Genomic DNA, 23,738 nt, shown 5'->3' with positions numbered 1-23,738 from the left:
CATGCGGGAGACAGATGAGGAAACAAAAATGCATGAACCGGTTCTGGATCGCCTCGATCGCCACTTGCTCGCGATCCTGCAGGAGAACGGCCGCGCGTCGAACCTCGACCTGGCGAAGGCCGTCGGCCTGTCGCCCGCGCAGACGTTGCGCCGCCACCGGCGGCTGGAGGAAATCGGTGCGATCCGTCGCTATGAAACCCGGCTGTGCCCCGACACGCTCGGTTTCGGCGTGACCGCCTTCGTGCACGTGACGATGGAGCGCGGGCATATCCGCGACCTGTCGAAGTTCCAGAAACTGGTGTCCGATCTCGCGCAGATCCAGGAATGCTTCTCGGTGACGGGCGACATCGACTACGTGTTGAAGGTCGTCGCGCACGATCTGAAAGGCTTGTCGCGGTTTCTGCTCGAGACGCTGATGCGCATTCCCGGCGTGAGCGGCGTGCATTCGAGCGTGTGCCTCGACGAGATCAAGTGCACGAGTGCGATGCCGGTCGAGGCTTGATGGGGCGAGCCGCGCGCCAGGCCAGCCCCGTTATCTCACCGCTTCAAACGCACTGATCAGCAACGCCCCCGCCGCGATTACCGCGCAACCGGCCGCCCGGCGCGGCGTCAGCCGCTCGCCGAGATACGCGCGCGCAATCAGCGCCGCGAACACCACGCTCGTTTCGCGCAGCGCCGACACCGGCCCCATCGGCGCGCGATCCATCGCCCAGATCACGATGCCGTATGCGAGCGCCGCGAACACGCCGCCGCACGCGGCCTTCGCCGTTTCGCCGACCTCCTGCGTCAGCCGCAGCGGCCCCGCCCGCAGCCGGTAGTACGCGGCCATCATCGCGCCCGTCAGCACGAACATCCACGCGGTATAGCCGACCGTGTTGCCGCTTTCCCGCACGCCGATCCCGTCGACCACGCTATAGGCCGCGATCGACACGCCGGTCGCGAACGCGGTCGGCAGCACCTGCATCATCCGGTGCTTGGCGCCTCGCCCGCGCTCCAGCCCGATCGCGAGGATGCCGGCGCAGATCAGCACGAGCCCTGCCTGCGCACCCAGGTTCAGCCGCTCGCCCGCGAATGCCGCCGCGCCGAGCGTGACGAGCAGCGGCGCGGTGCCGCGCGCGACCGGATACGCGACGCTCAGGTCGCCGTGCTCGTACGCGCGCACCAGCAGCAGCGTATAGACGACGTGCAGCACGGCCGACGCGACGACGCACGCCCAGCTCGCCGCCGCGATCGGCGCCGCGGCCGGCAGGAACAGCAGCGCGAACAGCCCGATCGCGATCTGCAGCACCGTGGCCGACCGGAGCCGGTCGCCGCTGCTGCGGACGAGCGCATTCCACGACGCGTGCAGGAACGCCGCACACAGGACCGCAAACAGAACGGGGATCGGCACGATGAATACTCGCTGACGGTCGGCCACGCGAAATCGTCGCCGCAGGGCGTTCATCGTAGGAATACGTCATCCGATTGTCAAAAAACGGGCGCCGCACCGCACCGTGCGCCGAGCCGTCGATGACGCCCTTTCGCCCGCCCCGCGCGGCATCCGCGGCAACCGGCCCACGCGCCGCGGGATGTGACACGAAGGTGGCATGCGGTCCGCCCCTTTCCGTTCACTTTCGCATCGCATTCCGCCGTAATGAAATCGATACCGCAGCGCAATCGCGACGAAACCACTCCGTCCCCATATCTTCATACGGGACTGTTCCAATGCGCGTGCTCGCTCAAGAGCTCCGCGCCGGACCGACACGGCGACGGGGCCGCTCTCCACCATCGAAGACCTTACCTGGAGTTTCCCGATGTTCCGTCAAGCCTTGCTCGTCACCGCCTGCGCAGCCGCGGCGCTGGCGCTGTTCGCCTGCGGCGGCAGCGACGATCCCACGTCGACGCCCGCCGTGTCGTCGCAGGATGCGCTGCAGACCGCCACGCCGATCAAGCACGTCGTCGTGATCTACGGTGAAAACATCTCGTTCGACCACTACTTCGGCACCTACCCGAACGCGACGAACCCGTCGGGCGAACCGGCGTTCACCGCCAAGTCCGGCACGCCGACGCCCAACGGCCTGACGGGCACGCTGCTCACCGCGAACCCGAACTTCACGAACACGGCCAACGGCACCGACGCGGCGAACCCGTTCCGCCTCGACCGCACGCAGGCCGCGACCGCCGACCAGAACCACGCGTACACGGCCGAGCAGCAGGCCGAGGACAACGGCCTCGCCGACCTGTTCCCGAAATACACCGGCAAGGGCTCGTCCGGCGGCGCCGGCGCGTTCGGCACGAAGGGCCAGGTGATGGGCTACTTCGACGGCAACACCGTGACCGCGCTGTGGAACTACGCGCAACGCTTCGCGATGAGCGACAACACGTTCACGACGGTCTACGGCCCGTCGACGCCGGGCGCGCTGAACGTCGTGTCGGGCCAGACCAACGGGATGCAGATCGTCAAGACGTCGAAGCAGCCGTCGACGCTCGCCGCCAGCTCGTACTACATCAATGACGGCCAGGGCGGCTTCACGATGATCAACGACGTCGACCCGGGCTTCGACGTGTGTTCGAGCACGACCGACCAGGCGATGATGACGGGCAAGAACATCGGCGACCTGCTGAACAGCGCGAAGATCACGTGGGGCGGCTTCATGGGCGGCTTCAACCTGTCGACGACGAACGGCAACGGCACCACGGGCTGCGCGCGCAGCACGGTCGCCACCGCCGTGAACGCCGCGACGGCCGACTACATCCCGCACCACAACTGGTTCCAGTACTACGCGTCGACCGCGAACCCGCAGCACACGCGCCCGAGCTCGGTCGCCGCGATCGGTTCGAGCCTCCAGGCCGACGGCAAGACCGCCGAACCCGCGAACCACCAGTACGACACGGACGATTTCTTCGCTGCCGTGAAGGCCGGCAACTTCCCGTCGGTCAGCTACCTGAAGGCCCCCGCCGCGCAGGACGGGCACGCCGGCTATTCGGATCCGCTCGACGAGCAGGCGTTCGTGACGAAGGTGGTCAACTTCCTGCAACAGCAGCCGGACTGGCAGAACACGGCCGTGATCGTCACCTATGACGACTCGGACGGCTGGTACGACCACGTGTACACGGCGCCGACGCACGCGTCGTCGGACGCGGTCGACCAGGTCAACGGCAACGGCAAGTGCGGCACGGGCGGCACCACCGGCGTGAACGGCGCGACCGTGAACGGCCGTTGCGGCCCGGGCGTGCGCATTCCGCTCGTCGTGATCTCGCCGTACGCGAAGCAGAACTACGTCGACCACACGATGCTCGACCAGGCGTCCGTCGTGCGCTTCATCGAGGACAACTGGCTCGGCGGCCAGCGCATCGGCGGCGGCTCGTTCGATGCGACGGCGGGCGACCTGCGCGCGTTGTTCGACTTCACGTCGAAGCCGAACGCGACGCCGCTGTACCTCGACCCGACGCTCGGCACCGTATTGAGCTCGGCACCCGCGATCTGACCGGTACGTCGTGACCGCATGGCCGGCGCAGCACGCGCCGGCCGTTTCCGTTTAACGCGCCGCTTCGTGCGGCGCCCGATTTCCGACCGACAGCATGACAGCCCGCCCCGCGTTCCCGTCTCCCGACACCACCGGCCCCCGCGCGTCGCGCACGCCGTCCCGCCTCCTGCGCCGCACGGCGTTCGTGATCGGCGCCGCCGTGCTCGGCTACGGCGCGTTCGCGATCGCGTTCCCCGCGCAGGTGCCCGCGGCGATCGGCACCGTCGTCGCCGACTGGACGGGCGCGAACCCGCATCCGGTCGTGCTGCAGCGGCCCGCCGCGCAACCGCTGTCGGCGGTCGCGCAGCTCGGCCGCGCGCTGTTCGCCGATCCGTCGCTGTCCGCGTCGGGCAAGCAGTCGTGCGCGTCGTGCCACAGCCCGGATCATGCGTATGGCCCGCCGAATGCGCTCGACGTGCAGCCGGGCGGCCTCGCGATGACGCAGCAGGGCTATCGCCCGCCGCCGTCGCTGATGTACCTGTACCGTCAGCCGAACTTCAGCATCGGTCCCGATGCCGGTGAAAACGACGCCGCGCCGAGCGTCGCGCAGCAGGCCGCGTCGGCGGCCGGCGTCGTCAAGGCGCAGAAGGTGGCCGGCACGTCGGCCGCGCCGCAACTCGTGCCGCAGGGCGGGATGTTCTGGGATGGCCGCGCCGATACGCTGCAGCAACAGGCGTTCGGCCCGCTGCTGAATCCGGTCGAGATGGCGAACGCGAGCGTCGACGACGTCGCGCGCAAGCTCAAGCAGTCGTCGCACCGCGCGCAGCTCGAGCAACTGTTCGGCCCGCGCGTGTTCGACAGCCCGCAGCTCGCGGTGTCGGAGGCGATGTTCGCGATCGCGCGCTACCAGGTGGAAGATCCGTCGTTCCATCCGTACAACAGCAAGTACGACCGCTGGCTCGAAGGCCGCGCGCGCCTCACGCAGGCCGAACTGCGCGGGCTGCGCCTGTTCAACGATCCGGACAAGGCGAATTGCGCGGGCTGCCACCTGTCGAAACCCGGCAAGGACGGGCTGCCGCCGATGTTCACCGATTACCAGTACGAGGCGCTCGGCGCGCCGCGCAACAAGGAACTGGCGCAGAACCGCAACCCGGCGTTCTACGATCTCGGCGTGTGCGGGCCGTTCCGCGACGACCTGAAGGACCAGACGCAGTATTGCGCGATGTTCCTGACGCCGACGCTGCGCAACGCGGCGACGCGCCACGTGTTCTTCCACAACGGCGTGTTCCACACGCTCGACCAGGTGATGGCGTTCTACAACGAGCGCAGCATCTCGCCGCAGAAGTTCTATTCGCGCGGCGCGGACGGCAAGGTCGACGAGTACGACGACATCCCGCCGAAGTATCGCGCGAACGTCGACGTGACCGATGCGCCGTTCGATCGCAAGCCGGGCGACAAGCCCGCGATGACGGCGCAGGACATCAAGGATATCGAAGCATTCCTCGGCACGCTGAACGACGAGCCGGTGCGGCATTGAGTGCGGGATGACCGCCGCGCCGCGTCGTGTCAGCAGCGCGCGCGGATGCAGAGGAAGGCCGGGGCCAGCGACAGCTCCGCATGAAGCCGCTCCGACGCGGCCCTCATCTCGGGCAGCGGCTTCGGCTCGACGAACCGGTCGAGCCGCCAGCCGCTGTCGGCCACGGCGTTCAGGATGTCGGCAAGCGGCCGCCGCCACGCTTCGACATAGGGTTTCGGCTCACCGAAACCCGACCAGTGGAAGCCGAAGCGGGACGTATCGAAATAGGTGCCCTCGCCGCGCGTGCGTTCGTCCATCCAGTCGCGCATCGGATGCGCCATCGAAAACACGAGCGTGGCGCCCGGCCGCGCGACCCGCCTGAATTCGCGCAGCGTCGGCGCAAGGTCGCGCACGTAGTCGAACGCGAGCGAACAGACGATCTTGTCAAACGCCGCGTCGGGCAACCAGGCGAGCGGCCCCTCCAGATCGCCCTCCACGAGGTCGACCGCGAGGCCCGCGCAGCGTGTTCTCGCCAGCGCGACCATCTCCGACGTGACGTCGAACGCATGCACCCTCGCGCCCTGGCGTGCGAGGTGTTCGCTGCCGATGCCGGGCCCGCAGCCGGCATCGAGCACCGTCAGGCCGTCGACGTCGCCCAGCAGCGCCATCGTCGCCGGACGTTCGTAGAGCGCGTTGTGCGCCTTCGTCGGCGCGATGTTGGCGTAGCGTTGCGCGAAGCTCGCGTATGCCTGGCGGCCGGGACGTTCGTTCGGATCGGTCATGCGGACTCCGTCGATGGAAACTGGGGGAGCCGATTCTGCCTGATCCGCCGGCGCGTGGCGACTCGGCGTCTCGCCTGCGTCACGACAGGCTGTCGAGCAGCCGATACCAGGCCACGCCGGCCGCGATATAGAAGCGCTGCAGCCCGTGAAACGGAATGGGCCGGATCGGCGTGCGCCGGAACGGCAGCGGCAATTGCGCATCGCCCGACAGGTGCGCGGCCAGATGCTTGCCGAGCGTCGTCGCCATCGCGATGCCGCGCCCGTTGTAGCCGAGCGCGATCGTCACCCCTGGCGCGGGCTCGTGCACGTGCGGCATGAAATCCGCGGTGATCGCGACGCGCCCGGCCCAGCGGTACTCGAACCGGACTCCCTTCAGTTGCGGATACAGCAGCGTCGTCGCACGCTCGAGATGGCGCCAGTCGCTCGTCGCACGCGGTTCCGCGAACGGGCCGCGGCCGCCCATCAGCAGGCGTCCCGCGGCATCGCGCCGGAAGTACAGCAGCAGGCGCCGTGCATCCGATGCGACCTCGCCGCCGGCGAGGATGTCGCGACCGAGTTCCGGCGCGAGCGGTTGCGTCGCGACGATGAAGCTGTTCGCGGCGATCACCGACTGGCGCAAGCCGGGCCACAGCCCGTCCGTATACCCGTTGGTCGCAATCACGACGCGGTCCGCCGATAGCGTCGCGCCGCCGGCCGTCGCGACCTGCCAGCGGCCGTCGGCACGCGTCAGCCCGACGGCGCGCGTCAGCCCGTGCACGACTGCCCCGCTCGCCTGCGCGGCACGCACGAGGCCGCGCGTATAGCTGAGCGGCTGCACGCTGCCCGCGCGACGATCGATCCAGCCGCCCGCATACGCATGCGTGCCGAGCCGGCGCGCGACCTCGTCGCGACCGAGCAGTTCGACCGGTGCGCCGCGCGCGGCCCACTGCCGCGCACGCCGGGCGACCGTGTCGAGCATCGCGGCAGTCGGCGCCGGCTGGATCCAGCCGTGGCGTCGCGCATCGCAGTCGATCGCGTGCCGCGCGATCAGGTCGAATACCGTGTCGGCCGCACTGCCGACCACGGCGGCTAGCTGCTCGCCGGCTTCGTCGCCGAACCGGCGGATCAATTCGTCGGGGTCGTATTTCAGGCCGGGGATCACTTGCCCGCCGTTACGGCCGGACGCGCCCCAGCCCGGCTGCGCGCCGTCGATCACGCGCACGTTCACGCCGCGTTCGGCCAGGTGAAGCGCGGTCGACAGGCCCGTAAAGCCGGCGCCGACGATCGCCACGTCGCACGACGCGGAAGCGTCGAGCGCGGGTGTTTCGGGCGCCGGCGCGGCGGTCGCCGCCCACAGCGAATCCGGCCACTGGGCGTCGGGCCATCCGGGTGCCGCGTTCCTTGCACTCATGTTCGATCCGGGTTGGCGGCGTCGTCCGACGCCAGCAGTCGACGCAGGAATTCCTGCGTGCGGGGATGCTTCGGCTGCGTGAGCACGTCGCGCGCGGATCCGCTTTCGCAGATGGTGCCGTCGTGCAGGAAACACACGCGATCGGCCACCTCGCGCGCGAATGACATTTCGTGCGTGACGACCACCATGGTCATGCCGTCGCGCGCGAGGCCGCGCATCACGCCGAGCACTTCGCCGACGAGTTCGGGGTCGAGCGCCGACGTCGGTTCGTCGAACAGGATCGCCTGCGGCTCCATCGCGAGCGCGCGTGCGATCGCGACGCGCTGCTGCTGCCCGCCCGACAGCTCGGACGGATACGCGTTCATCCGGTGCGCGAGCCCGACCTTGTCGAGCAGCGCGCGGGCCTGCTCGCGCGCTTGCGCGGCCGGCGTGCGCCGCACGTGGACCGGCCCTTCCATCACGTTCTCGAGCGCCGTGCGATGCGAGAACAGGTTGAAGCGCTGGAACACCATGCCGACCCGCATCCGCAGCTCGTGGATCCGTTTCGAATGCGCGTCGACCGTCACGCCGTCGATCGTGATCGATCCTTCGTCGTACGTCTCGAAGCCGTTGATACAGCGCAGCACGGTCGACTTGCCCGAGCCGGACGGCCCGATCAGGCACACGACCTCACCTTGCTGCACGTCGAGGCTGACGCCCTTCAGCACCGCGTGTTGCTGAAAGCGCTTGTGTATCGCATCGATCCGGATCATGCGCTTCTCCTCAGCGAGAGTCGCTTGCCGAGCCGGTTCACGCCGAACATCAGCGGCAGGCCGAGCGCGAGATACAGCAACGCGACGAGCGTATAGACGCTCATGTTCTGGAACGTCGACGACGCGATCAGCTGGCCGGCGCGCGTGATCTCCGCTACCGTGATCGTCGACGCGACCGAGGAATCCTTCAGCAGCATCACCAGCGTGTTGCCGTAAGGCGGCAGCGCGATGCGGAACGCCTGCGGCAGCACCACGCGCCGCATGATCATCGGCCCGCGCATGCCGATCGCGTGCGCGGCTTCGATCTGGCCACGGTCGATCGCCTCGATGCCCGCGCGGAAGTTTTCCGCCTGGTAGGCCGAATACGCGATGCCGAGACCGAGCACCCCGGCCTGGAACGCCGACAGCTGGATGCCGAGATCGGGCAACACGAAGTACATGTAGAACAGCTGCACGATGATCGGCAGGCCGCGAATCACGTTGACGACCGTGCTCCCGACCGTCGACACGGCACGGTTGGGCGACACCTTCAGCAACGCGAGGATCAGCCCGAGCACCGAGCTGAGCACGAACGCGCATGCCGTGATCTCGATCGTGACCACCGCCCCCTTCAGCAGGATCGGCAGGAAATCGATCGCGTTCTGAAAAAACATGAGGTCTCCTATGCGATGGCCCTGCGGCACGTCGCAGTGGGTGCCCGCGATGCGCGGGCGATACCGCTCGGGAATCCCGGGCGCGCGCTCAGCTCATGTGCCACTTCTGCAGGATCTGCTGCAGCGTGCCGTCGCCCTTCATTTTCCGGATCGCGCCGTTGAGTTGCTCGAGCGTCGCCGTGTCGCCCTTGCGCACGATGAAGCAGACCTGCCCCTTCACGACGCTCTGGTATTCGGGCACGAGCCGGACCTGGCGGTTGACGCCGTGTTCGATCTGATACGCGACGATCGGCTGGTCGGCGAAGCCGGCCTTGATGCGGCCGAGCGCGACGTCGCGCATGATGTCGGCGATCGAATCGTAGGTGCGGACTTCCTTGAAGATGCCCTTCTTGTTGAGTGCGTCGACGAACGCCGTACCGACCTGCGCGCCGACCACCTGCCCCTTGAAGTCGTCCATCGACGTGTAGCGGCCCGGGTCGTCCGCCTTCACGATCAGGCCTTCGCCGAACGTATAGACCGTGTCCGAGAAGTCGACGACCTGCTGGCGCGCCGGCGTTTTCAGCATCGCGGCCGAGATGATGTCGATCTTCTGCGTGGTAAGCGACGGGATCAGCGCCGAGAACACGGTCTGCTGCACGTCGACGCGAAACCCGGCCGACTTCCCGGCCGCGGTGATCGCATCGACCATCATCCCCTGGATCGAATTGCTCTTGACGTCGAGAAACGTGAACGGCACGCCGGTGGCCGTCGCGCCGACCTTCAGCGTGGGCTCGGCCGCGACGGCGCCGGCCGATGCCGTGGAGAAAGCGATGCAGGTGGCGAAACCGGCGGCCAGTGCGCCGAACCGCTTGATGAACGAAACCATGATGTCTCCTTCTCGAATACTTCGGTGCGCCGGCCGGTCGCGGATCGACACTGCGACGATGACCCGATCTTAAAACGAATCAAAAATATCGCAAAAAGATTTTTGAGTATCGATATGCGATACGATATGATGCGATATCGAATCGATTCGGCCCCTTGCTCATGGAAACGTCGCCCGATCAGTCAAACGACCTGCTGTTCAACCAGTCGCTGGAGAAAGGGCTGAACGTGTTGCGCGCGTTCAGCGCGAAGCGGCGCACGATGACGCTGGCGGAAGTGGCCGATGCGGCCGGCATGACGAAAAGCTCGGCGCAGCGGATGGTCTATACGCTCGAGAAGCTCGGTTACATCCGCAAGCATCCGGTTACGCGGCGCTACCAGCTCACGCCGCACGTGATGCGGATCGGCTTCAACTATCTCGCGGCCGATACGCTGATCGACGTGGCCAATCCGTTCCTGTCCGAACTCACGAACCTGACCGGCGAAACCACCAACCTCACCGAGCCGGACGAGGACGAGATGGTGTACGTCGCGCGTTTCGTGTCGACGAAGTTCGTGCCGATCCACATGCCGATCGGCAGCCGCATCCCGATGTATTGCACCGGTTCCGGCCGTGCATTCCTGAGCGCGCTGCCGCCCGCCGACGCGCGCGCGCGTCTCGACGGCATGGCGCGTCCGCTGCACACGCCGCGCACGGTCACGGCGCTCGACGAACTCGTCGCGCTGCTCGACAGCGCGCGGCTCGAAGGCTATGCCACCAACCAGGAGGAGCTGTTCATCGGCGACATGTCGATTGCCGCGCCCGTGCTCGGCAGCCAGGGGCAGCCGGTGGCCGCCGTGCACGTGGTGGCGCCGACGAGCCGCTGGACCTTCGACGACGCGCGCCGCAAGCTCGCGCCGGCCGTGATCGACTGCGCACGCGGCATCAGCAATTCGATCCGGACGCTCGAGTAGCACGCGTGGAATGGCAGACGGTACGCCGTTGCATTGCGCGACGGCATCTGATTGCTACCGCAACTTCCGCGAAGTCTCGCTCCGATAAGTCCGGTTGGGGCGGAACACGAGCTGCTTCGCGACGATATCCAGTTCCTTGCCGTGGTACAGGTCGACGCACTTCAGGAAGTCGAATTTCACGTCCCGGACTTCCGGTTCGACAACCGGATTCCGGTAGTCGCGACCAAGATACTTCGCCACCAGCGCGTGAATGACATCCGGTGCACGCTCCAAGTCGTAGTAGGTCCAGTCGCGCAACGCGCTGGTGCTGCTGCCGATATCCTTGGCCACGCCTGGCTCCTGCTTGTACGCGGTAGCCAGGCACTCCGCGAGCACCATGTCCTTGAAGTTCCGGAGGTTGGTCCGTGAGCCGGATTCGGGTGATGCATGCGCTGCATCGTTCGCCGACACCATCGCAGGTTGAAGCGCGATGCACGTCAATACGGCGGCGATCCAGGCTCTCCTCATGACAGACTCCAGAAATTTGCGCGATCGGTACGATACCGCGCGCCCGGCTCGTTGAAATAGCAATGGTCGTAACACGTCCGTCCATTGAACAGCGTGGCGTGGCCCTGCGCGTCGCTCCATCCCGACACCTCGAACAGGATGACACCTTGTCGCCCCGCCAGAGGCCCGCCGTTTGACGGCGGATACTTGACACCGTCTGCCTTCCCCCACCGTTGCTCGAGAAAGCGAATCAAGTCCCGGACACGAAAGAAGTATTGCCGATTGTCTCCCCCCGATACCTTTTGCTCGGGGATCCGCGGCATCACCCGTCCCGCCAGCCACTTCACACCTCCTCCTCCGCGTTTTCCCCGATCCCGTTCGACTTGACTCGATGCCTTCGATCGTCAACACTTCGCACATTGCAAGTGTGATCACACATCACAGATAAAACCTCGGAGAACTCGTCTTGGCGCCCCGTATCGTCACGCCCGCACTGAAAGCCGTTGAACAGGAAACGATGGCCGACAAGGTCTACCAGCAACTGCGCGAAGCGCTGATGAGCGGCCGTTTCGCGCCCGGCCAGGCATTGAGCCTGCGCAGCGTCGCCGAGGCGGTCGGCTCGTCGACGATGCCCGTGCGCGCCGCACTCACCCGGCTGCACGCCGAGCGCGCGCTGGTCGACGGCCCGAATCGCGCGCTCGTCGTGCCGCCGATGACGCTCGACATGCTCGACGAGTTGCGCGACGTGCGTATCGCACTCGAAGGCTGCATCGCCGAACGCGCGTGCGGACGCATGAGCGACGCGCAGGTCGCGGCCGTGCGCAAGACCTGCGAGACGATGCAGGCGCACGCCGAGGCAGGCCGCTCACGCGCTTACCTGCAAAGCAATTTCGCGTTCCACAGCGCGATCTACGCGCACGGCGCCAGCGAAAGCACGCTCGCGATCGTCGAGAACCTGTGGATGCGCGTCGGCCCCTTCCTCAACATGGTCGCGCTCGACATCCCGCACATGCGGCGCTCGATGGATGCGCACCGCGCCATCGTCGATGCGCTCGAACGGCGCGACGGCGCAGGCGTGCGCGCAGGCATCGCGCTCGACATCGGTGGCGCGGCACACGATCTCGCCGAGACGCTGCGGGCGGAACAGACCCCGCGGACCGTGAACGCGAAGCCGTAGCGGCCACCTGCCGCGGGCGCCCGGTCGCGAGCGTCCGCGATCCGACTACATCAACGATGGAGACAACCCGGCATGACAGCTTCCGACCTGCTGAAACCCTATGACGGCCTGCGCGTCCTCGTGACGGGCGGCGCATCGGGCATCGGTCTTGAAATCGCGGACGCGTTCGCCGAATGCGGCGCGCACGTGCATGTATGCGACGCGTCGCAAGCCGCGATTGCACCGCTCGCCGACCGGCCGCCGCGCGCCGGAGCCGGCGCGATCAGTGCGACGCTGGCCGACGTCTCCGATCCGGCCGCCGTCGAACGCGTGTTCGCCGACGTATCGGCCACGCTCGGCGGCCTCGACGTGCTCGTCAACAATGCCGGCATCGCCGGTCCGACCGGCGGCATCGAAGAAATCGACCCGGTGCAGTGGGAACAAACCGTCGCGATCAACCTGACCGCGCAATTCCAGTTCGCGCGCCACGCGGTGCCGCTGCTGCGCAACGCGAAGCACGGCGGCGCGATCATCGCGCTGTCGTCGGTCGCAGGCCGGCTCGGTTACGCGTTCCGCACGCCGTATGCGGCAACCAAATGGGCCGTGGTCGGCCTCGTGAAGAGCCTCGCGATCGAACTCGGCCCGCTCGGCATTCGCGTGAACGCCATTCAACCCGGCATCGTGCGCGGCCCGCGGATGCGCCGCGTGATCCAGGCACGGGCGCAGCAGCTCGGCATCGGTTACGACGAAATGGAGACGCGCTATCTCGAGAAGATCTCGCTGCGGCGCATGACCGATCCGGCCGAGATCGCCGCGACCGCGCTGTTCCTGTGCTCGCCGGGCGGGCACGGGATCACGGGCCAAGCGATCTCCGTCTGCGGCAACGTCGAAGTGCTCTGACGCACCCTGCATCGTTCACCGAAAGGAATCCATCCATGGCCAACGCTCGCAAAGTCATCATCACCTGTGCGCCGACCGGCGCGATCCATACGCCGTCGATGTCGCCGCACCTGCCCGTCACGCCGCACGAGATCGAAACCGCCGCCGTCGCGGCCGCCGAGGCCGGCGCAGCGATCCTGCATCTCCATGCACGCAATCCGTCCGACGGCAAGCCGACCCAGGATCCGGCCGTGTTCGCCGAATTCCTGCCGCGCATCAAGGCGCAAACCGACGCGGTGATCAACCTCACGTCGGGCGGCAGCCCGCACATGACGGTCGACGAACGCCTCCAGCCCGCCCTGCATTTCCAGCCCGAAGTCGCATCGCTGAACATGGGCTCGATGAACTTCGGGCTGTACCCGATGCTCGAGCGCTTTCGCGAGCTGAAGCATCCGTGGGAACGCGAACATCTCGAGAAGAGCCGCGACCTCGTGTTCAAGAACACGTTCGCCGATATCGAAACGATCCTCACGCGCTGCGGGGCGAACGGCACGCGCTTCGAATTCGAGTGCTACGACATCTCGCACCTGTACAACCTTGCGCATTTTGTCGACCGCGGGCTCGCGAAGCCGCCGTTCTTCGTGCAAAGCGTGTTCGGCCTGCTCGGCGGGATCGGCGCACACCCGGAAGACCTGATGCACATGCGCCGCACGGCCGACCGCCTGTTCGGCGGCGATTACGTGTGGTCGATCCTCGGCGCCGGCCGCAACCAGATTCCGCTCGCGACGATCGGCGCGGCCCAGGGCGCGAACGTGCGCGTCGGGCTCGAGGATTCGCTGTGGATCGCGCCGGGCACGCTCGCGGAATCGAGCGCCGCGCAGGTCCTGAAAATGCGGCAGGTGCTCGAGGGCCTGTCGCTCGAGATCGCGACACCGGCCGAGGCGCGCGCGATGCTCGCGCTCAAGGGCGGCGACGCGGTGAATTTCTGATCGCCGGGTAGCGCCCCAACACCAGAATCCGCAAGCGCAGTGACAAGGCGCCGGCCCGAGCCGGCCGGCGCCAGGACGCCCATCATCGCCCCGCTCCGTTCGAGCGCTGCCGGCGCGGCTCCGTCGTCTGCCCATCCGCTGCATGCATCGCAGCGGCATCTGCCGAACGCGGCGCACCGTGCTTGCCGTGCGCGCCGGTTCGCCCTTACCGGAGTCGTCCGCATGTCCACTCATCACGCCCAGGCCCTGTCTTCCGCCGCCGGCGACGCGAGCGCGTCGCTGAACCGGCTGCTGTTCCGCAAACTCCTGCCGCTGCTGATCGCCGCGTATGTGATCAGCTTCCTCGACCGCACCAACATCGCGTTCGCCAAACATTCGATGGGGGTCGATCTCGGCATTTCGTCGGCCGCGTACGGACTCGGCGCGGGGCTGTTCTTCCTGACCTATGCGCTCTTCGAAATTCCGAGCAACCTGATCATGCATCGCGTCGGCGCGCGCTTCTGGATCACGCGGATCATGATCACGTGGGGCGCACTGTCAGTCGCCATGGCATTCGTCAGCGGCGAGACGTCGTTCTACGTGATGCGCCTGTTGCTCGGGGCCGCCGAAGCCGGCCTGTTTCCCGGCGTGATGCTGTACCTGACGTACTGGTTCGGCCGCGAGGAGCGTGCGCGCGCAACCGGCTATTTCCTGCTGGGCGTGTGCATCGCAAACATCGTCGGCGGGCCGCTGGCCGGCGCGCTCATCGAGCTCGACGGCACGCTCGGCTTCCACGGCTGGCAATGGCTGTTCGTCGTCGAAGGCATTCCGGCGATCCTGCTCGCATTCGTCGTGTGGACACGGCTGCCGGACCGTCCGAGCACCGCGCCGTGGCTCTCCCCGGAAACCGGGCGTGCACTCGAACGCACGCTGGCCGCCGAACAGGATGCGGGCGTCGGCGCGCACGGCGGCCATGCGTTCGGCGCCGCGCTGCGCGATCCGCAGATCTGGCTCGCGATCTTCGTGTACTTCTGCCACCAGTTGACCATCTACACGGTGATTTTCTTCCTGCCGGGCATCATCGGCGCATCGGGACGCTTCTCGCCGTTCGCGGTCGGGTTGTTGACCGCGCTGCCCTGGCTCGCCGCCGCCTGTGGCGCCGCCACGCTGCCGCGCTTTGCGCGCGAGTCGCGGCATTCGCGCCGGATGCTGTGTGCGGGGCTGGTCGTGATGGCGGCCGGGATGGTCGGCGCCGCGCATGCGTCGCCTGCCGCGGGGCTCCTGTGCGTGTGCGTGGCCGCCTTCATGTTCTTCGTCGTTCAGTCGATCGTCTTCACGTTTCCCGCGTCGCGGCTCGCCGGTAACGCACTGGCCGGCGGACTCGGACTGGTGAATACGTGCGGGTTGCTCGGCGGCTTCGTCGGACCGACCGTCGTCGGTGCGATCGAACAGGCCACCGGCAATGCGAAGAACGGGTTGACGCTGCTGGCGGCCGCGCTCGTCATCGCGGCGTTCGCCAGCCTCGCGTTGCGGCACGGGCACGAGCGGGATGCCATGCTGTCACGCAATTGAGTCCAGACTCGCACACTCGTTCGTTGTACGTGACTTCAATCACCCAAGAAAAACTCACCGGTTATGATGAGGAAAAAATGCACCGTTGACAGAAAGCACTCGAACGCTAGAGTGATCAGCATGATTGTTGTCTATCGCTACCGGGTGAAGTCGCTCAATGGCCTGCTTAACAAGCAGAGCCGTGCGGTGAACTACGTCTGGAACTTCTGCAACGACACGCAAAAGCACGCGCTCAAGTGGCGCAAGAAGTGGCCGACGGGTTTCGACCTGAACGTGTTGACGACCGGTGCCAGCAAGGAACTCGGCATCCACTCGGGCACCGTCAACGCAACCTGCGAGCAATACGCGAAGTCGCGCAGCCAACACCGTCGGCCTTACCTGCGTTATCGCGGCAAGAAATCGCTGGGCTGGGTGCCTCTGAAGGGGCGTGACCTGAAGCGCGAGGGTGACGCGTTTCGCTTTGCCGGCAATACCTTTCGCGTGTTTAACAGCCGGCCGCTCCCCGAAGGCAAGATCAAGGATGGAACCAACTTTGCGCAGGACGCGCGCGGCAACTGGTTCCTGAATATCGTGATCGAGATTCCGGATGTTCAGGCCCGCCCGATCCGTTCCGGTGTTGGCATCGATCTTGGCCTGAAAGACTTCGCCACACTTTCGACCGGCGAGAAGCTGCCTAACGATCAGTTCGGCCGCCGCGCGGCCGAGAAGCTCGCGAAAGCACAACGGGCGCGAAAGCACAAACGGCATATCGCGAAGCTGCACGCCAAGGTGGCGAATGCCCGCGCGGATTTCCAGCACAAGCTCGCGCTCGATCTGGTGCGACGCTTCGATTACATCGCGATCGGCAACGTGTCGGCCACCAAACTCGCCAAGACCAGGATGGCGAAAAGCGTCTATGACGTGTCCTGGTCGTCCTTCCGAAATAAGCTCCGCTACAAAGCGATCGCGCACGGAGCCACGTTCGAGGAAGTCGACGAAAGCGGTTCTACCCAGTCCTGTTCGGCGTGCGGGTCGAAAGGCAGCACGACGCGGCCGAAAGGTATCGCGGGACTGCGAATAAGAGCATGGGCCTGCAGTGAATGTGGTGTCGTGCATGATCGAGATACCAACGCTGCGCTGAACATTCTCCGATGCGGACGTGCATCGCCAGCTGTGGGAATTCCTCGCTTTTAAAGGAGGAGGAACGTCAACACCATTTGCATCGAGACCGTAAGTTGGATTGGTAAGCGCAGCGATGCAACCGGGAAACGAGGGAGCAAGAAGTAGCATGCGGAGCCCCAGGCACCGCATGCGAAGGATTCGAACGAGCTCGCCGCGCTAACGCGCCGTCACCGATGCGCGCACACGCACCGTCGCGACCGCGTATTCGCGCCGCTCCACCAGCCGCTGCGCGAACCGGTACGCAACGAGCGAGCCGGCCACGGCCAGCAGCATCGGCACGAGGCTGTCGTGATCCGCGCGCGTGAATTCGAGCAGCAGCACGACCGCCGTGATCGGCATCTGCATCGACGCGGCGAGAAACGCGGTCGCGCCGATCAGTGCGCAGCCGCCGATCGACGCGCCCGGCCATACAAGGCTCCACAGCCCGCCGAGCACGACGCCGAACAGTGCGCCGTTCGCGAGGCCCGGTGTCAGCAGGCCCCCTTCCGCACCCGCCCGCAAGCTGCCGGCCTCGATCAGCACCTTCAGCACGAGCAGCGCCGCGGCAAACCCGATCGTCAACGTGCCGTCGAAGCCCAGCGACGCCGGGCCCTTGCCGTTGCCGAGCAATGACGGAAACCCCATCGCGAGCACGCCGATCATCGCGAAGTTGATCAGTGCGAGCACAGGCAACCGCCCGTCTTTCGGCGCGCTCGCCCGGGCACGTGTGGTGAGCCGCACGAAGCCGTACGCGGCGAAGCCGAACAGCGGACCGCAGACGATCGACCACGCCACCAGCGGCGTGCTCAGCACGAACGGCGGCACCGTGTACTGGTGTTCGTTGCCGAGGCCGATCCACGCAACGGCCGCGGCGATCGCCGACGTCGCGACCGCCACGACCAGCGCACGCAGTTCGAACGTGCCGAGCAGCACTTCGAGCACGAAGATCGCGCCGCCGAGCGGCACGTTATAGACGGCAGCGAGCCCCGCACCGGCACCGCACGCGACCATCAGCCGGCAGTCGTCGGGCGTGAGCCCCGCCGCATGCGCAAGCCGCCCGGCGAGCAGCGAACCGATCTCGCGCGGCGCGACTTCGCGGCCGAGCGGCGAGCCAAGCGCGACGGTGACGATCTGCAGCAGCGCGTGAACCGTCGTGCTGACGACCGGCATCCGCGGATCGGCTGCACGCACTGCGCGGCGAATGCTGACGAGCGGCCGGCCATACCGGTACAACGCCCACCAGCCGCCGCCGGCGACGATCCCGCAGACGACCAGCACCGCGAGGCGGCGCAGCGGATCGGCACCGGTCACGCCGGTGAGGAAGCTCTCGGTGCCGATTACGTGCGCGACGCTGTAGCCGTACGCGACGTGCTGGATCGCATGCAGCAGCAGCGCGAGCAGCATGCCGCCGAGGCCCGCGCCGACGCCGGTCAGGATCGTGACGACGGCCACGCGCGCGAACGGGCTGGCGGCCGGCGAGGAGGATGCGGGGGCGGACGAGAGATCGGGGCGCATGGGGTCGGCGAATGGAATCGAAAAGACGGCGCGCAACATGCACGCCGCCGTCAGGACCGCATCGTAGGCCGGCGTCCATCATGAGACAAACGTATTTTTCGAATCGACTGATGCATTTTGTGAATGCATGACGTCGGACGGGCCAGGATCGCCCGCCGCCTGCGACAAGTCCGCGTCAACGCGGATACGCGTATGACGCCCTTCGTCGACGTGAACGCCCCATACTCCGCGCGGCGGTCACGCCGATCGCGCCGATCAACCGCCGTCCCGCGCCCCGCCCATGTTGCAACCACGCGACAGCCGGCCACGGAGGAGCGGATGCCACCCGCACACGATCACGCAAAAACCGCCGGCGTCACGCGCGCGCGGCACATCGTGTCAGTTTTGTGAAGGACTCTTGCGGGATCCGGAAAGGTGCGCTCGCCGCCCCGGCGGCCTTGCGCGCGCGATGCGCCCCTACACTTGCGCCGAACTTTCGTTCCCAGTCCCACACGCAGGAGCCCTGACTTGAAAAAAACCCTCATCGCCGGCGCATGCACCGCCGCCCTGTTCGCCCCGCTCGCTCACGCACAGAGCTCGGTCACGCTGTACGGCCTGATCGACGCCGGCATCGTCTACACCAACAACGCGAACGGCGCGTCGCTGTGGCGCCTGAACAGCGGCACCGTCAACGGCAGCCGCGTCGGGTTTCGCGGCACCGAGGATCTCGGCGGCGGCCTGAAGGCGCTGTTCGTGCTCGAGAACGGCTTCAACGTGAACAACGGCGGGCTCGGGCAGGACGGCAAGCTGTTCGGCCGCCACGCGTACGTCGGCCTGAGCCAGAACGGCTTTGGCACACTGACGCTCGGCCGCCAGTACGACACGATGGTCGACTTCGTCGCGCCGCTGTCGGCCACGGCCGGCGACCTCGGCGACGCGAGCTTCGCGCATCCGTTCGACAACGACAACCTGAACCACTCGCTGCGCATCAACAACGCGGTCAAGTACACGAGCGAGACCTATGCGGGCTTCAAGGTCGGCGCAATGTATGCGTTCTCCAACGCGACGAACTTCGGCGCGAACCGCGCGTACAGCGTCGCGGCGAGCTACACGAACGGCCCGTTGAAGCTGGCCGGCGCGTACCTGCAGATGAACGGCACGAAGGGCTCGACGAGCGCGAGCCCCGGCGCGACCGATGCGGCCGAAGCGAAGAGCCTGAACCAGGGCGGCTGGTCGATCGGCTCGGACCGCATGCGTTCGTACGGCGGCGGCATCAGCTACGGGTTCGGCCCGGCCACCGTCGGCTTCGTCTATACGCGTTCGCAGTACGACAACACGGGCTCGTTCGGCTCGACCGGCCAGGTCGCGTTCAACAACTACGACGTGAACGTGCGCTATGCGGTGACGCCGGCCGTCAGCCTCGGCGCGGCCTACGTGTACACGGACGCGAGCGTGTCGAACCCCGACAGCAAGCACGGCACCGATCCGAAATGGCACCAGGTCGACCTGCAGGCCGTCTACAAGCTGTCGCGCCGCACGGACGTCTACGCGGAAGCGATGTACCAGCACGCAGCGGGCCGCGGCTACCAGGCGTTCATCAACGGCTCGGGCGGCGCATCGAGCACGGCGAACCAGATCGTCGGCACGATCGGCATGCGCACGCGCTTCTGACCGGTGCGATGCGTCGTCGCCCGCCGGCCACGAACCTGCGTTCGCACGCGGGTTCGCCGGCCGCGGGCGGCCTCCATCAATGTTGTGCCATCTGGAAGGCAGCCTGCCTGGAATCGGGGTTTTTGCGCGCGCGGGCGCTGCGTAGACTGCCTGCAAAGGTCGCGGTCACGCATCGCGCGTCGAACCGGCCGCCCACCCCGTACCCAGGAGAACCTCGTGAAATCGCTCGTCGTTACCGCCGCCACTGCCGTCCTGCTCGTTGCACCGGCCCTGTCTTTCGCCCAGTCGGCCCAGTCGCCCGTCACGCGCGCGCAAGTGCTGCAGGAGCTGATCGATCTCGAGTCGGTCGGCTACAACCCGGCGCGCGGCGAAGTCAACAACTATCCGGACGACATCATGGCGGCGCAGGAACGACTTCACGAAAAGCGTCTCGCGGAACAGAAGGCCGCGCAGGCCGCCTACGGCCACGCCGGCGCACCGACGACGGAATCGGGCGCGGCGGCCAAGCCCGCGCGGTAACGGCATGACGAAGCGCCGCGCCCGCATGAACGATGTCATGCAGGCGCGGCGCGGTTGCGTTCGCTTGATTGGCTTGAAGAGAAGACGCCGGCAGTGCGGCAATGCGCTGGTACGCGCCCGCCGCTCAGGCGGCCTGCGGTTCGCGATCGATCGCGTTCAGCATCTCGACGTCGCGCGCGATCATCCCCGGCACCTGGGCCCGCAGCATCTCGACCCAGGTCCGCACCTTCGCATCGACGAAGCGGCGCGACGGATACAGCGCGTACACGTTCATCTTCTGCAGGATATGCGCGGGCAACACGCGGACGAGCGTGCCGTCGCGCAGCGCGTCGATCGCCGAGTACAGCGGCAGCATGCCGATCCCGATGCCGTCGCGGATCGCGAGGGCAAGCGATTCGGCCGTATTGGTCTGCACCGGCCCCGCGACGTGGATCTGCTCGACGCCTTCCGGCCCTTCGAGCACCCATTCGTGCGTCGGGAACGCCGGCGTGCATAACGTCAGGCATGCGTGCGCAGCGAGATCCTGCGGGCGTACCGGCGCGCCGTGGCGTTTCACATAGTCGGGCGACGCGCACAGGATGCTGAAGGTCGAGCCGAGCAGGTGCGACACGAGTTCCGAATCGGGCAGCGATGACGCGGTCACGACGGCCATATCGCTCGTGCCGTCGAACAGGTCGGGCATGCGCTGCGACAGCGACAGTTCGATCGACACGTCCGGGAACTGCGCGTGATAGCGCGTCAGCGCGGGCAACACATAGTGATGGCCGACGCTCGCGAAGCTGTGCATGCGCAGCACGCCGGCCGGCCGTTCGTGCGCGCAGCTCGCCTCTTCTTCCGCGCGGTCGACGTCGGCGAGGATCTGGCGGCAGCGCCGCAGATAGCTTTCGCCGGCCGACGTGAGCGCGAGACGGCGCGTCGAACGATTCATCAGACGGGTGCGCAGGCGCGCCTCGAGCTCCGACACCGCGCGCGACATCGCGCCCGTCGTCGAATTCAGCGATTGCGCGGCGGCGGTGAAACTGCCCGTCTCGACGACGCGCGAAAACACCCGCATGTTTTGTAGGGTATCCATTCCTGTGAGCAACCTGTAGCGGAGCCGCTATTTTCCTCCACGGGATGCGACAGATTGTTACTCCGGCTGCAACTATCGTTTCCCCGAAGCTGCGTTAATGCGCGGGCGCCGCCCTCCTACAATCGGCGCCTCAACAGTCGAACGGACCCGTTCGGACGTGCCAGGCACCTCGCTCGGCCCCGTACCGGCCCCCTCTTTTCATGAAGCCACAACCTGCGATCGAGCGTCCTTCCATCGAACCGGCACGATGGAGGACCTGGCTCGATCCACTCGGCGACGCGGCGCGCGACTGGGCCGCGAGCGACGGGCTGATCTGGCTGCACCTCGCGAAAACCGTGTTCGCGGCGCTTCTCGCGATGGGCATCGCGATGCGCCTGGAGATGTCGCAGCCGCGCACGGCGATGACGACCGTGTTCGTGCTGATGCAGCCGCTGTCGGGGATGGTGTTCGCGAAGAGCTTCTACCGCGTGCTCGGCACGGCGGCCGGCCTCGTCGCCGCGCTCGCGCTCGGCGGGCTGTTCGCGCAGCAGCCCGAGCTGTACATGGCCGGCATCACGCTGTGGATCGGCACCTGCATCGCGCTCGCGGTGCGCAACCGCCACTTCCGCTGGTACGGCTTCGTGCTCGCCGGCTACACGGCCGCGCTGATCGGCCTGCCGTCCGTGATGACCCCGCAGACGCTGTTCCAGTCCGCGCTCACGCGCGCCGCGGAAGTCGCGCTCGGCATCGCGTGCTCGGGCGCGGTCAGCGCGCTGATCCTGCCGCTCAGCTCCGCGAAGGCATTGATGCGTTCACTGGGCACCCGTCATGCGACGTTCGCGGCATTCACGGCCGGCGCGCTCGCGGGCGACGTCGCGCGCGGCGATTTCGAGCGGCGCTTCGCCGATTTCGTCGACGACATCGTCGGCTTCGAGGCCAACCGCGCGTTCGCATCGTTCGAGGATCCGCACATTCGCGCGCGCAGCCGCCGCCTCGCGCGGCTGAACAGCGAGTTCATGAATGCGTGCACGCGGCTGCATGCCCTGCACCAGCTCGTCAAGCGATTGCGCGCCAATGGCTCCGACGCGGTGCTCGATGCGCTGGCGCCGCACGTCGATGCGCTTGCGCAACGCTTCGCCGCGCTGCGCGACGAGCGGCAGCGCGGCATCGCGCCGGCCGCCGGCGCACTGCTCGAACTGCGCCGCTTCCACAGCGCGTTGCCGAAAGCCGCGCGCGCGTCGCGGCGAACCATCGAGGAGCATGCGGCCGGCGGCCTGCTCGACTTCGATACCGCGATCGAGCTGCTGTATCGCTTCATCGGCGAATATCTCGGCTACGCCGACACCTATGCATCGCTCGACCAGGACGATCACTCGTTCGAGCGCTCGGTCACGCACTACGCGGTGAAGACCAATTCGTTCTTCGTCGGGTTCGCGTTCCTGCGCACGATCGTCGCCGTCGGTGCGATGAGTGCGTTCTGGCTCGCCTCTGAATGGCCGAGCGGCCCGCTCGCCGTGATCGCCACCGCGATCGCGTGCGCGCTCAGCTCGACGTCACCGCGCGCGCCGAAGTTCGTCGCGCAGATGAGCGTCGGCGCGGCGTTCGCGACCGCCGTCGGCTACGTGTTCCTGTGCTACGTGTATCCGAACATCGAAGGGTTCCCGCTGCTGTGCGCCGCGCTCGCGCCGGTGCTCGGCCTCGGCGCGTTTCTCGCGATGCGGCCGGGCTTGTCCGGCTACGGGATCGGCTTCGCGGTGTTCTTCTGCCTGCTCGCGGGGCCCGACAACGTGATCGCGTATACACCCGAGCTGCTGATCAACAACGGGCTGGCGATCGTCGTCGCGATGCTCGCGTGCTCGCTCGTGTTCGCGGTTGTCTTTCCTACCCACATGCCGTGGCTCACGGGCCGCATCGCGCACGACCTGCGCCGCCAGGTCACGCTGGCGTGCGAAGGGCCGACGGAGCGCCTCGCGCAGCGCTTCCAGTCGAGCACGCACGACCTGATGGCGCAACTGCGCACGCTGCTCGTGCGGCGCACGCGACAGCATCGCGACGCGCTGCGCTGGATGCTGTCGACGCTCGAGGTCGGCCACGCGGTGATCGACCTGCGCGACGAACTGAACGCGTTCTGTGAATCGAAACCGCCGCAAACACTGCGCTGGACCGGCTCGATCGACGCGGTGCTGCATGAGCTGCCGCGCTTCTTCGACGACCCGACGCCCCGTCACCACGCGCGCACGCTGAAATCGGTGAACCTGGCGATCCGCGCGGCGCAGCACACGCTGCAGGCGTGGTATGCGGTGCCCAACGAGCGGCACCGGATGCAGCGCATCGTCGGCTGCCTGCACTTCATGCGCAGCGCGCTGCTGGACAAGGATGCGCCGTTCAACCGGCACCGCCATTGACGATCGGTGCGCGCGCGCGCGCAACGGGATCCTTGTTCCG

The 23,738-nt window shown here is 67.1% G+C and carries 22 protein-coding genes; 12 read left to right on the top strand and 10 right to left on the bottom strand.

Annotated elements, in window-relative coordinates:
• Positions 1-28 precede the first annotated feature (28 nt).
• Positions 29-502 carry an Lrp/AsnC family transcriptional regulator gene (locus tag G3N98_RS04585; RefSeq protein WP_039367332.1) on the top strand — a complete coding sequence of 158 codons (474 nt, stop codon included), beginning with the start codon at positions 29-31 and terminating at the stop codon, positions 500-502.
• 30 nt (positions 503-532) lie between these two features.
• Here the strand turns inward: G3N98_RS04585 and G3N98_RS04580 are convergent, their stop codons facing one another.
• Complete coding sequence (locus tag G3N98_RS04580) at positions 533-1,444, bottom strand: EamA family transporter (protein ID WP_206147388.1); 912 nt, start codon at positions 1,442-1,444, stop codon at positions 533-535.
• Between the two features lie 349 nt (positions 1,445-1,793).
• On the opposite strand from G3N98_RS04580, the gene G3N98_RS04575 reads away from it, so the two are divergent.
• A complete protein-coding gene (locus G3N98_RS04575) occupies positions 1,794-3,467 on the top strand; it encodes an alkaline phosphatase family protein (protein ID WP_206147387.1) in 1,674 nt (557 codons plus the stop codon).
• Between the two features lie 94 nt (positions 3,468-3,561).
• Positions 3,562-4,983 carry a cytochrome c peroxidase gene (locus G3N98_RS04570; protein WP_206147386.1) on the top strand — a complete coding sequence of 474 codons (1,422 nt, stop codon included), beginning with the start codon at positions 3,562-3,564 and terminating at the stop codon, positions 4,981-4,983.
• 29 nt (positions 4,984-5,012) lie between these two features.
• Here G3N98_RS04570 and G3N98_RS04565 read toward each other — a convergent pair whose 3' ends face one another.
• The 5 genes from G3N98_RS04565 to G3N98_RS04545 form a co-directional block, all read right to left on the bottom strand.
• Positions 5,013-5,744 carry a class I SAM-dependent methyltransferase gene (locus G3N98_RS04565; protein WP_206147385.1) on the bottom strand — a complete coding sequence of 244 codons (732 nt, stop codon included), beginning with the start codon at positions 5,742-5,744 and terminating at the stop codon, positions 5,013-5,015.
• A gap of 79 nt (positions 5,745-5,823) precedes the next feature.
• Positions 5,824-7,134, bottom strand: a complete 1,311-nt coding sequence (locus G3N98_RS04560; RefSeq protein ID WP_206147384.1) for an FAD-binding oxidoreductase — start codon at positions 7,132-7,134, stop codon at positions 5,824-5,826.
• Positions 7,131-7,886, bottom strand: a complete 756-nt coding sequence (locus tag G3N98_RS04555) for an amino acid ABC transporter ATP-binding protein (protein ID WP_206147383.1) — start codon at positions 7,884-7,886, stop codon at positions 7,131-7,133. The genes G3N98_RS04560 and G3N98_RS04555 overlap by 4 nt, the downstream gene beginning before the upstream one ends.
• The gene (locus G3N98_RS04550) at positions 7,883-8,539 is read right to left on the bottom strand and encodes an amino acid ABC transporter permease (protein WP_046547751.1); all 657 of its coding nucleotides are present in this window, start codon (positions 8,537-8,539) and stop codon (positions 7,883-7,885) included. Before G3N98_RS04550 ends, G3N98_RS04555 begins: the two co-directional genes overlap by 4 nt.
• 88 nt (positions 8,540-8,627) lie before the next feature.
• Positions 8,628-9,404 (bottom strand): ABC transporter substrate-binding protein, encoded by a 777-nt coding sequence (locus G3N98_RS04545; protein ID WP_089432648.1) that lies wholly within the window; start codon positions 9,402-9,404, stop codon positions 8,628-8,630.
• A gap of 161 nt (positions 9,405-9,565) precedes the next feature.
• Here G3N98_RS04545 and G3N98_RS04540 point away from each other — a divergent pair, with 161 nt between their 5' ends.
• Positions 9,566-10,357: an IclR family transcriptional regulator gene (locus tag G3N98_RS04540; RefSeq protein ID WP_089474814.1), complete on the top strand. Its 792-nt coding sequence runs from the start codon at positions 9,566-9,568 to the stop codon at positions 10,355-10,357.
• A 54-nt stretch (positions 10,358-10,411) separates the two neighbouring features.
• Here the strand turns inward: G3N98_RS04540 and G3N98_RS04535 are convergent, their stop codons facing one another.
• Entirely contained in the window at positions 10,412-10,864 is a 453-nt protein-coding gene (locus G3N98_RS04535; RefSeq protein ID WP_206147382.1) for a type VI secretion system amidase immunity protein Tai4, read from the bottom strand.
• Positions 10,861-11,190: a T6SS effector amidase Tae4 family protein gene (locus G3N98_RS04530; RefSeq protein ID WP_346779062.1), complete on the bottom strand. Its 330-nt coding sequence runs from the start codon at positions 11,188-11,190 to the stop codon at positions 10,861-10,863. The genes G3N98_RS04535 and G3N98_RS04530 overlap by 4 nt, the downstream gene beginning before the upstream one ends.
• A gap of 119 nt (positions 11,191-11,309) precedes the next feature.
• On the opposite strand from G3N98_RS04530, the gene G3N98_RS04525 reads away from it, so the two are divergent.
• The 5 genes from G3N98_RS04525 to G3N98_RS04505 all read left to right on the top strand — a co-directional run bounded on the left by G3N98_RS04525 (position 11,310) and on the right by G3N98_RS04505 (position 16,591).
• Positions 11,310-12,020, top strand: a complete 711-nt coding sequence (locus G3N98_RS04525; protein ID WP_089474813.1) for a GntR family transcriptional regulator — start codon at positions 11,310-11,312, stop codon at positions 12,018-12,020.
• A 72-nt stretch (positions 12,021-12,092) separates the two neighbouring features.
• The gene (locus G3N98_RS04520) at positions 12,093-12,899 is read left to right on the top strand and encodes an SDR family oxidoreductase (protein WP_206147381.1); all 807 of its coding nucleotides are present in this window, start codon (positions 12,093-12,095) and stop codon (positions 12,897-12,899) included.
• Positions 12,900-12,934: 35 nt separating this feature from the next.
• Complete coding sequence (locus tag G3N98_RS04515) at positions 12,935-13,867, top strand: 3-keto-5-aminohexanoate cleavage protein (protein WP_206147380.1); 933 nt, start codon at positions 12,935-12,937, stop codon at positions 13,865-13,867.
• Between the two features lie 222 nt (positions 13,868-14,089).
• The gene (locus G3N98_RS04510) at positions 14,090-15,418 is read left to right on the top strand and encodes an MFS transporter (RefSeq protein ID WP_206147379.1); all 1,329 of its coding nucleotides are present in this window, start codon (positions 14,090-14,092) and stop codon (positions 15,416-15,418) included.
• Positions 15,419-15,538: 120 nt separating this feature from the next.
• Positions 15,539-16,591 carry an RNA-guided endonuclease TnpB family protein gene (locus G3N98_RS04505; RefSeq protein WP_206147378.1) on the top strand — a complete coding sequence of 351 codons (1,053 nt, stop codon included), beginning with the start codon at positions 15,539-15,541 and terminating at the stop codon, positions 16,589-16,591.
• A 144-nt stretch (positions 16,592-16,735) separates the two neighbouring features.
• Here G3N98_RS04505 and G3N98_RS04500 read toward each other — a convergent pair whose 3' ends face one another.
• A complete protein-coding gene (locus G3N98_RS04500) occupies positions 16,736-18,073 on the bottom strand; it encodes a chloride channel protein (RefSeq protein WP_206147376.1) in 1,338 nt (445 codons plus the stop codon).
• A 507-nt stretch (positions 18,074-18,580) separates the two neighbouring features.
• Between G3N98_RS04500 and G3N98_RS04495 the strand changes: the two genes are divergently transcribed.
• Together G3N98_RS04495 and G3N98_RS04490 are read left to right on the top strand one after the other, a co-directional pair.
• Positions 18,581-19,723 carry a porin gene (locus tag G3N98_RS04495; protein WP_089474809.1) on the top strand — a complete coding sequence of 381 codons (1,143 nt, stop codon included), beginning with the start codon at positions 18,581-18,583 and terminating at the stop codon, positions 19,721-19,723.
• A 216-nt stretch (positions 19,724-19,939) separates the two neighbouring features.
• Positions 19,940-20,242 carry a DUF4148 domain-containing protein gene (locus G3N98_RS04490; RefSeq protein ID WP_206147375.1) on the top strand — a complete coding sequence of 101 codons (303 nt, stop codon included), beginning with the start codon at positions 19,940-19,942 and terminating at the stop codon, positions 20,240-20,242.
• 124 nt (positions 20,243-20,366) lie between these two features.
• Here the strand turns inward: G3N98_RS04490 and G3N98_RS04485 are convergent, their stop codons facing one another.
• The gene (locus G3N98_RS04485; RefSeq protein ID WP_089427555.1) at positions 20,367-21,314 is read right to left on the bottom strand and encodes a LysR family transcriptional regulator; all 948 of its coding nucleotides are present in this window, start codon (positions 21,312-21,314) and stop codon (positions 20,367-20,369) included.
• Positions 21,315-21,514: 200 nt separating this feature from the next.
• On the opposite strand from G3N98_RS04485, the gene G3N98_RS04480 reads away from it, so the two are divergent.
• A complete protein-coding gene (locus G3N98_RS04480) occupies positions 21,515-23,698 on the top strand; it encodes an FUSC family protein (RefSeq protein WP_206147373.1) in 2,184 nt (727 codons plus the stop codon).
• Positions 23,699-23,738 lie beyond the last annotated feature (40 nt).

The organism is Burkholderia sp. Tr-20390 (genome assembly GCF_017104595.1).
Lineage (GTDB): Bacteria > Pseudomonadota > Gammaproteobacteria > Burkholderiales > Burkholderiaceae > Burkholderia.
This window is presented reverse-complemented; position numbering and strand designations above follow the sequence as displayed.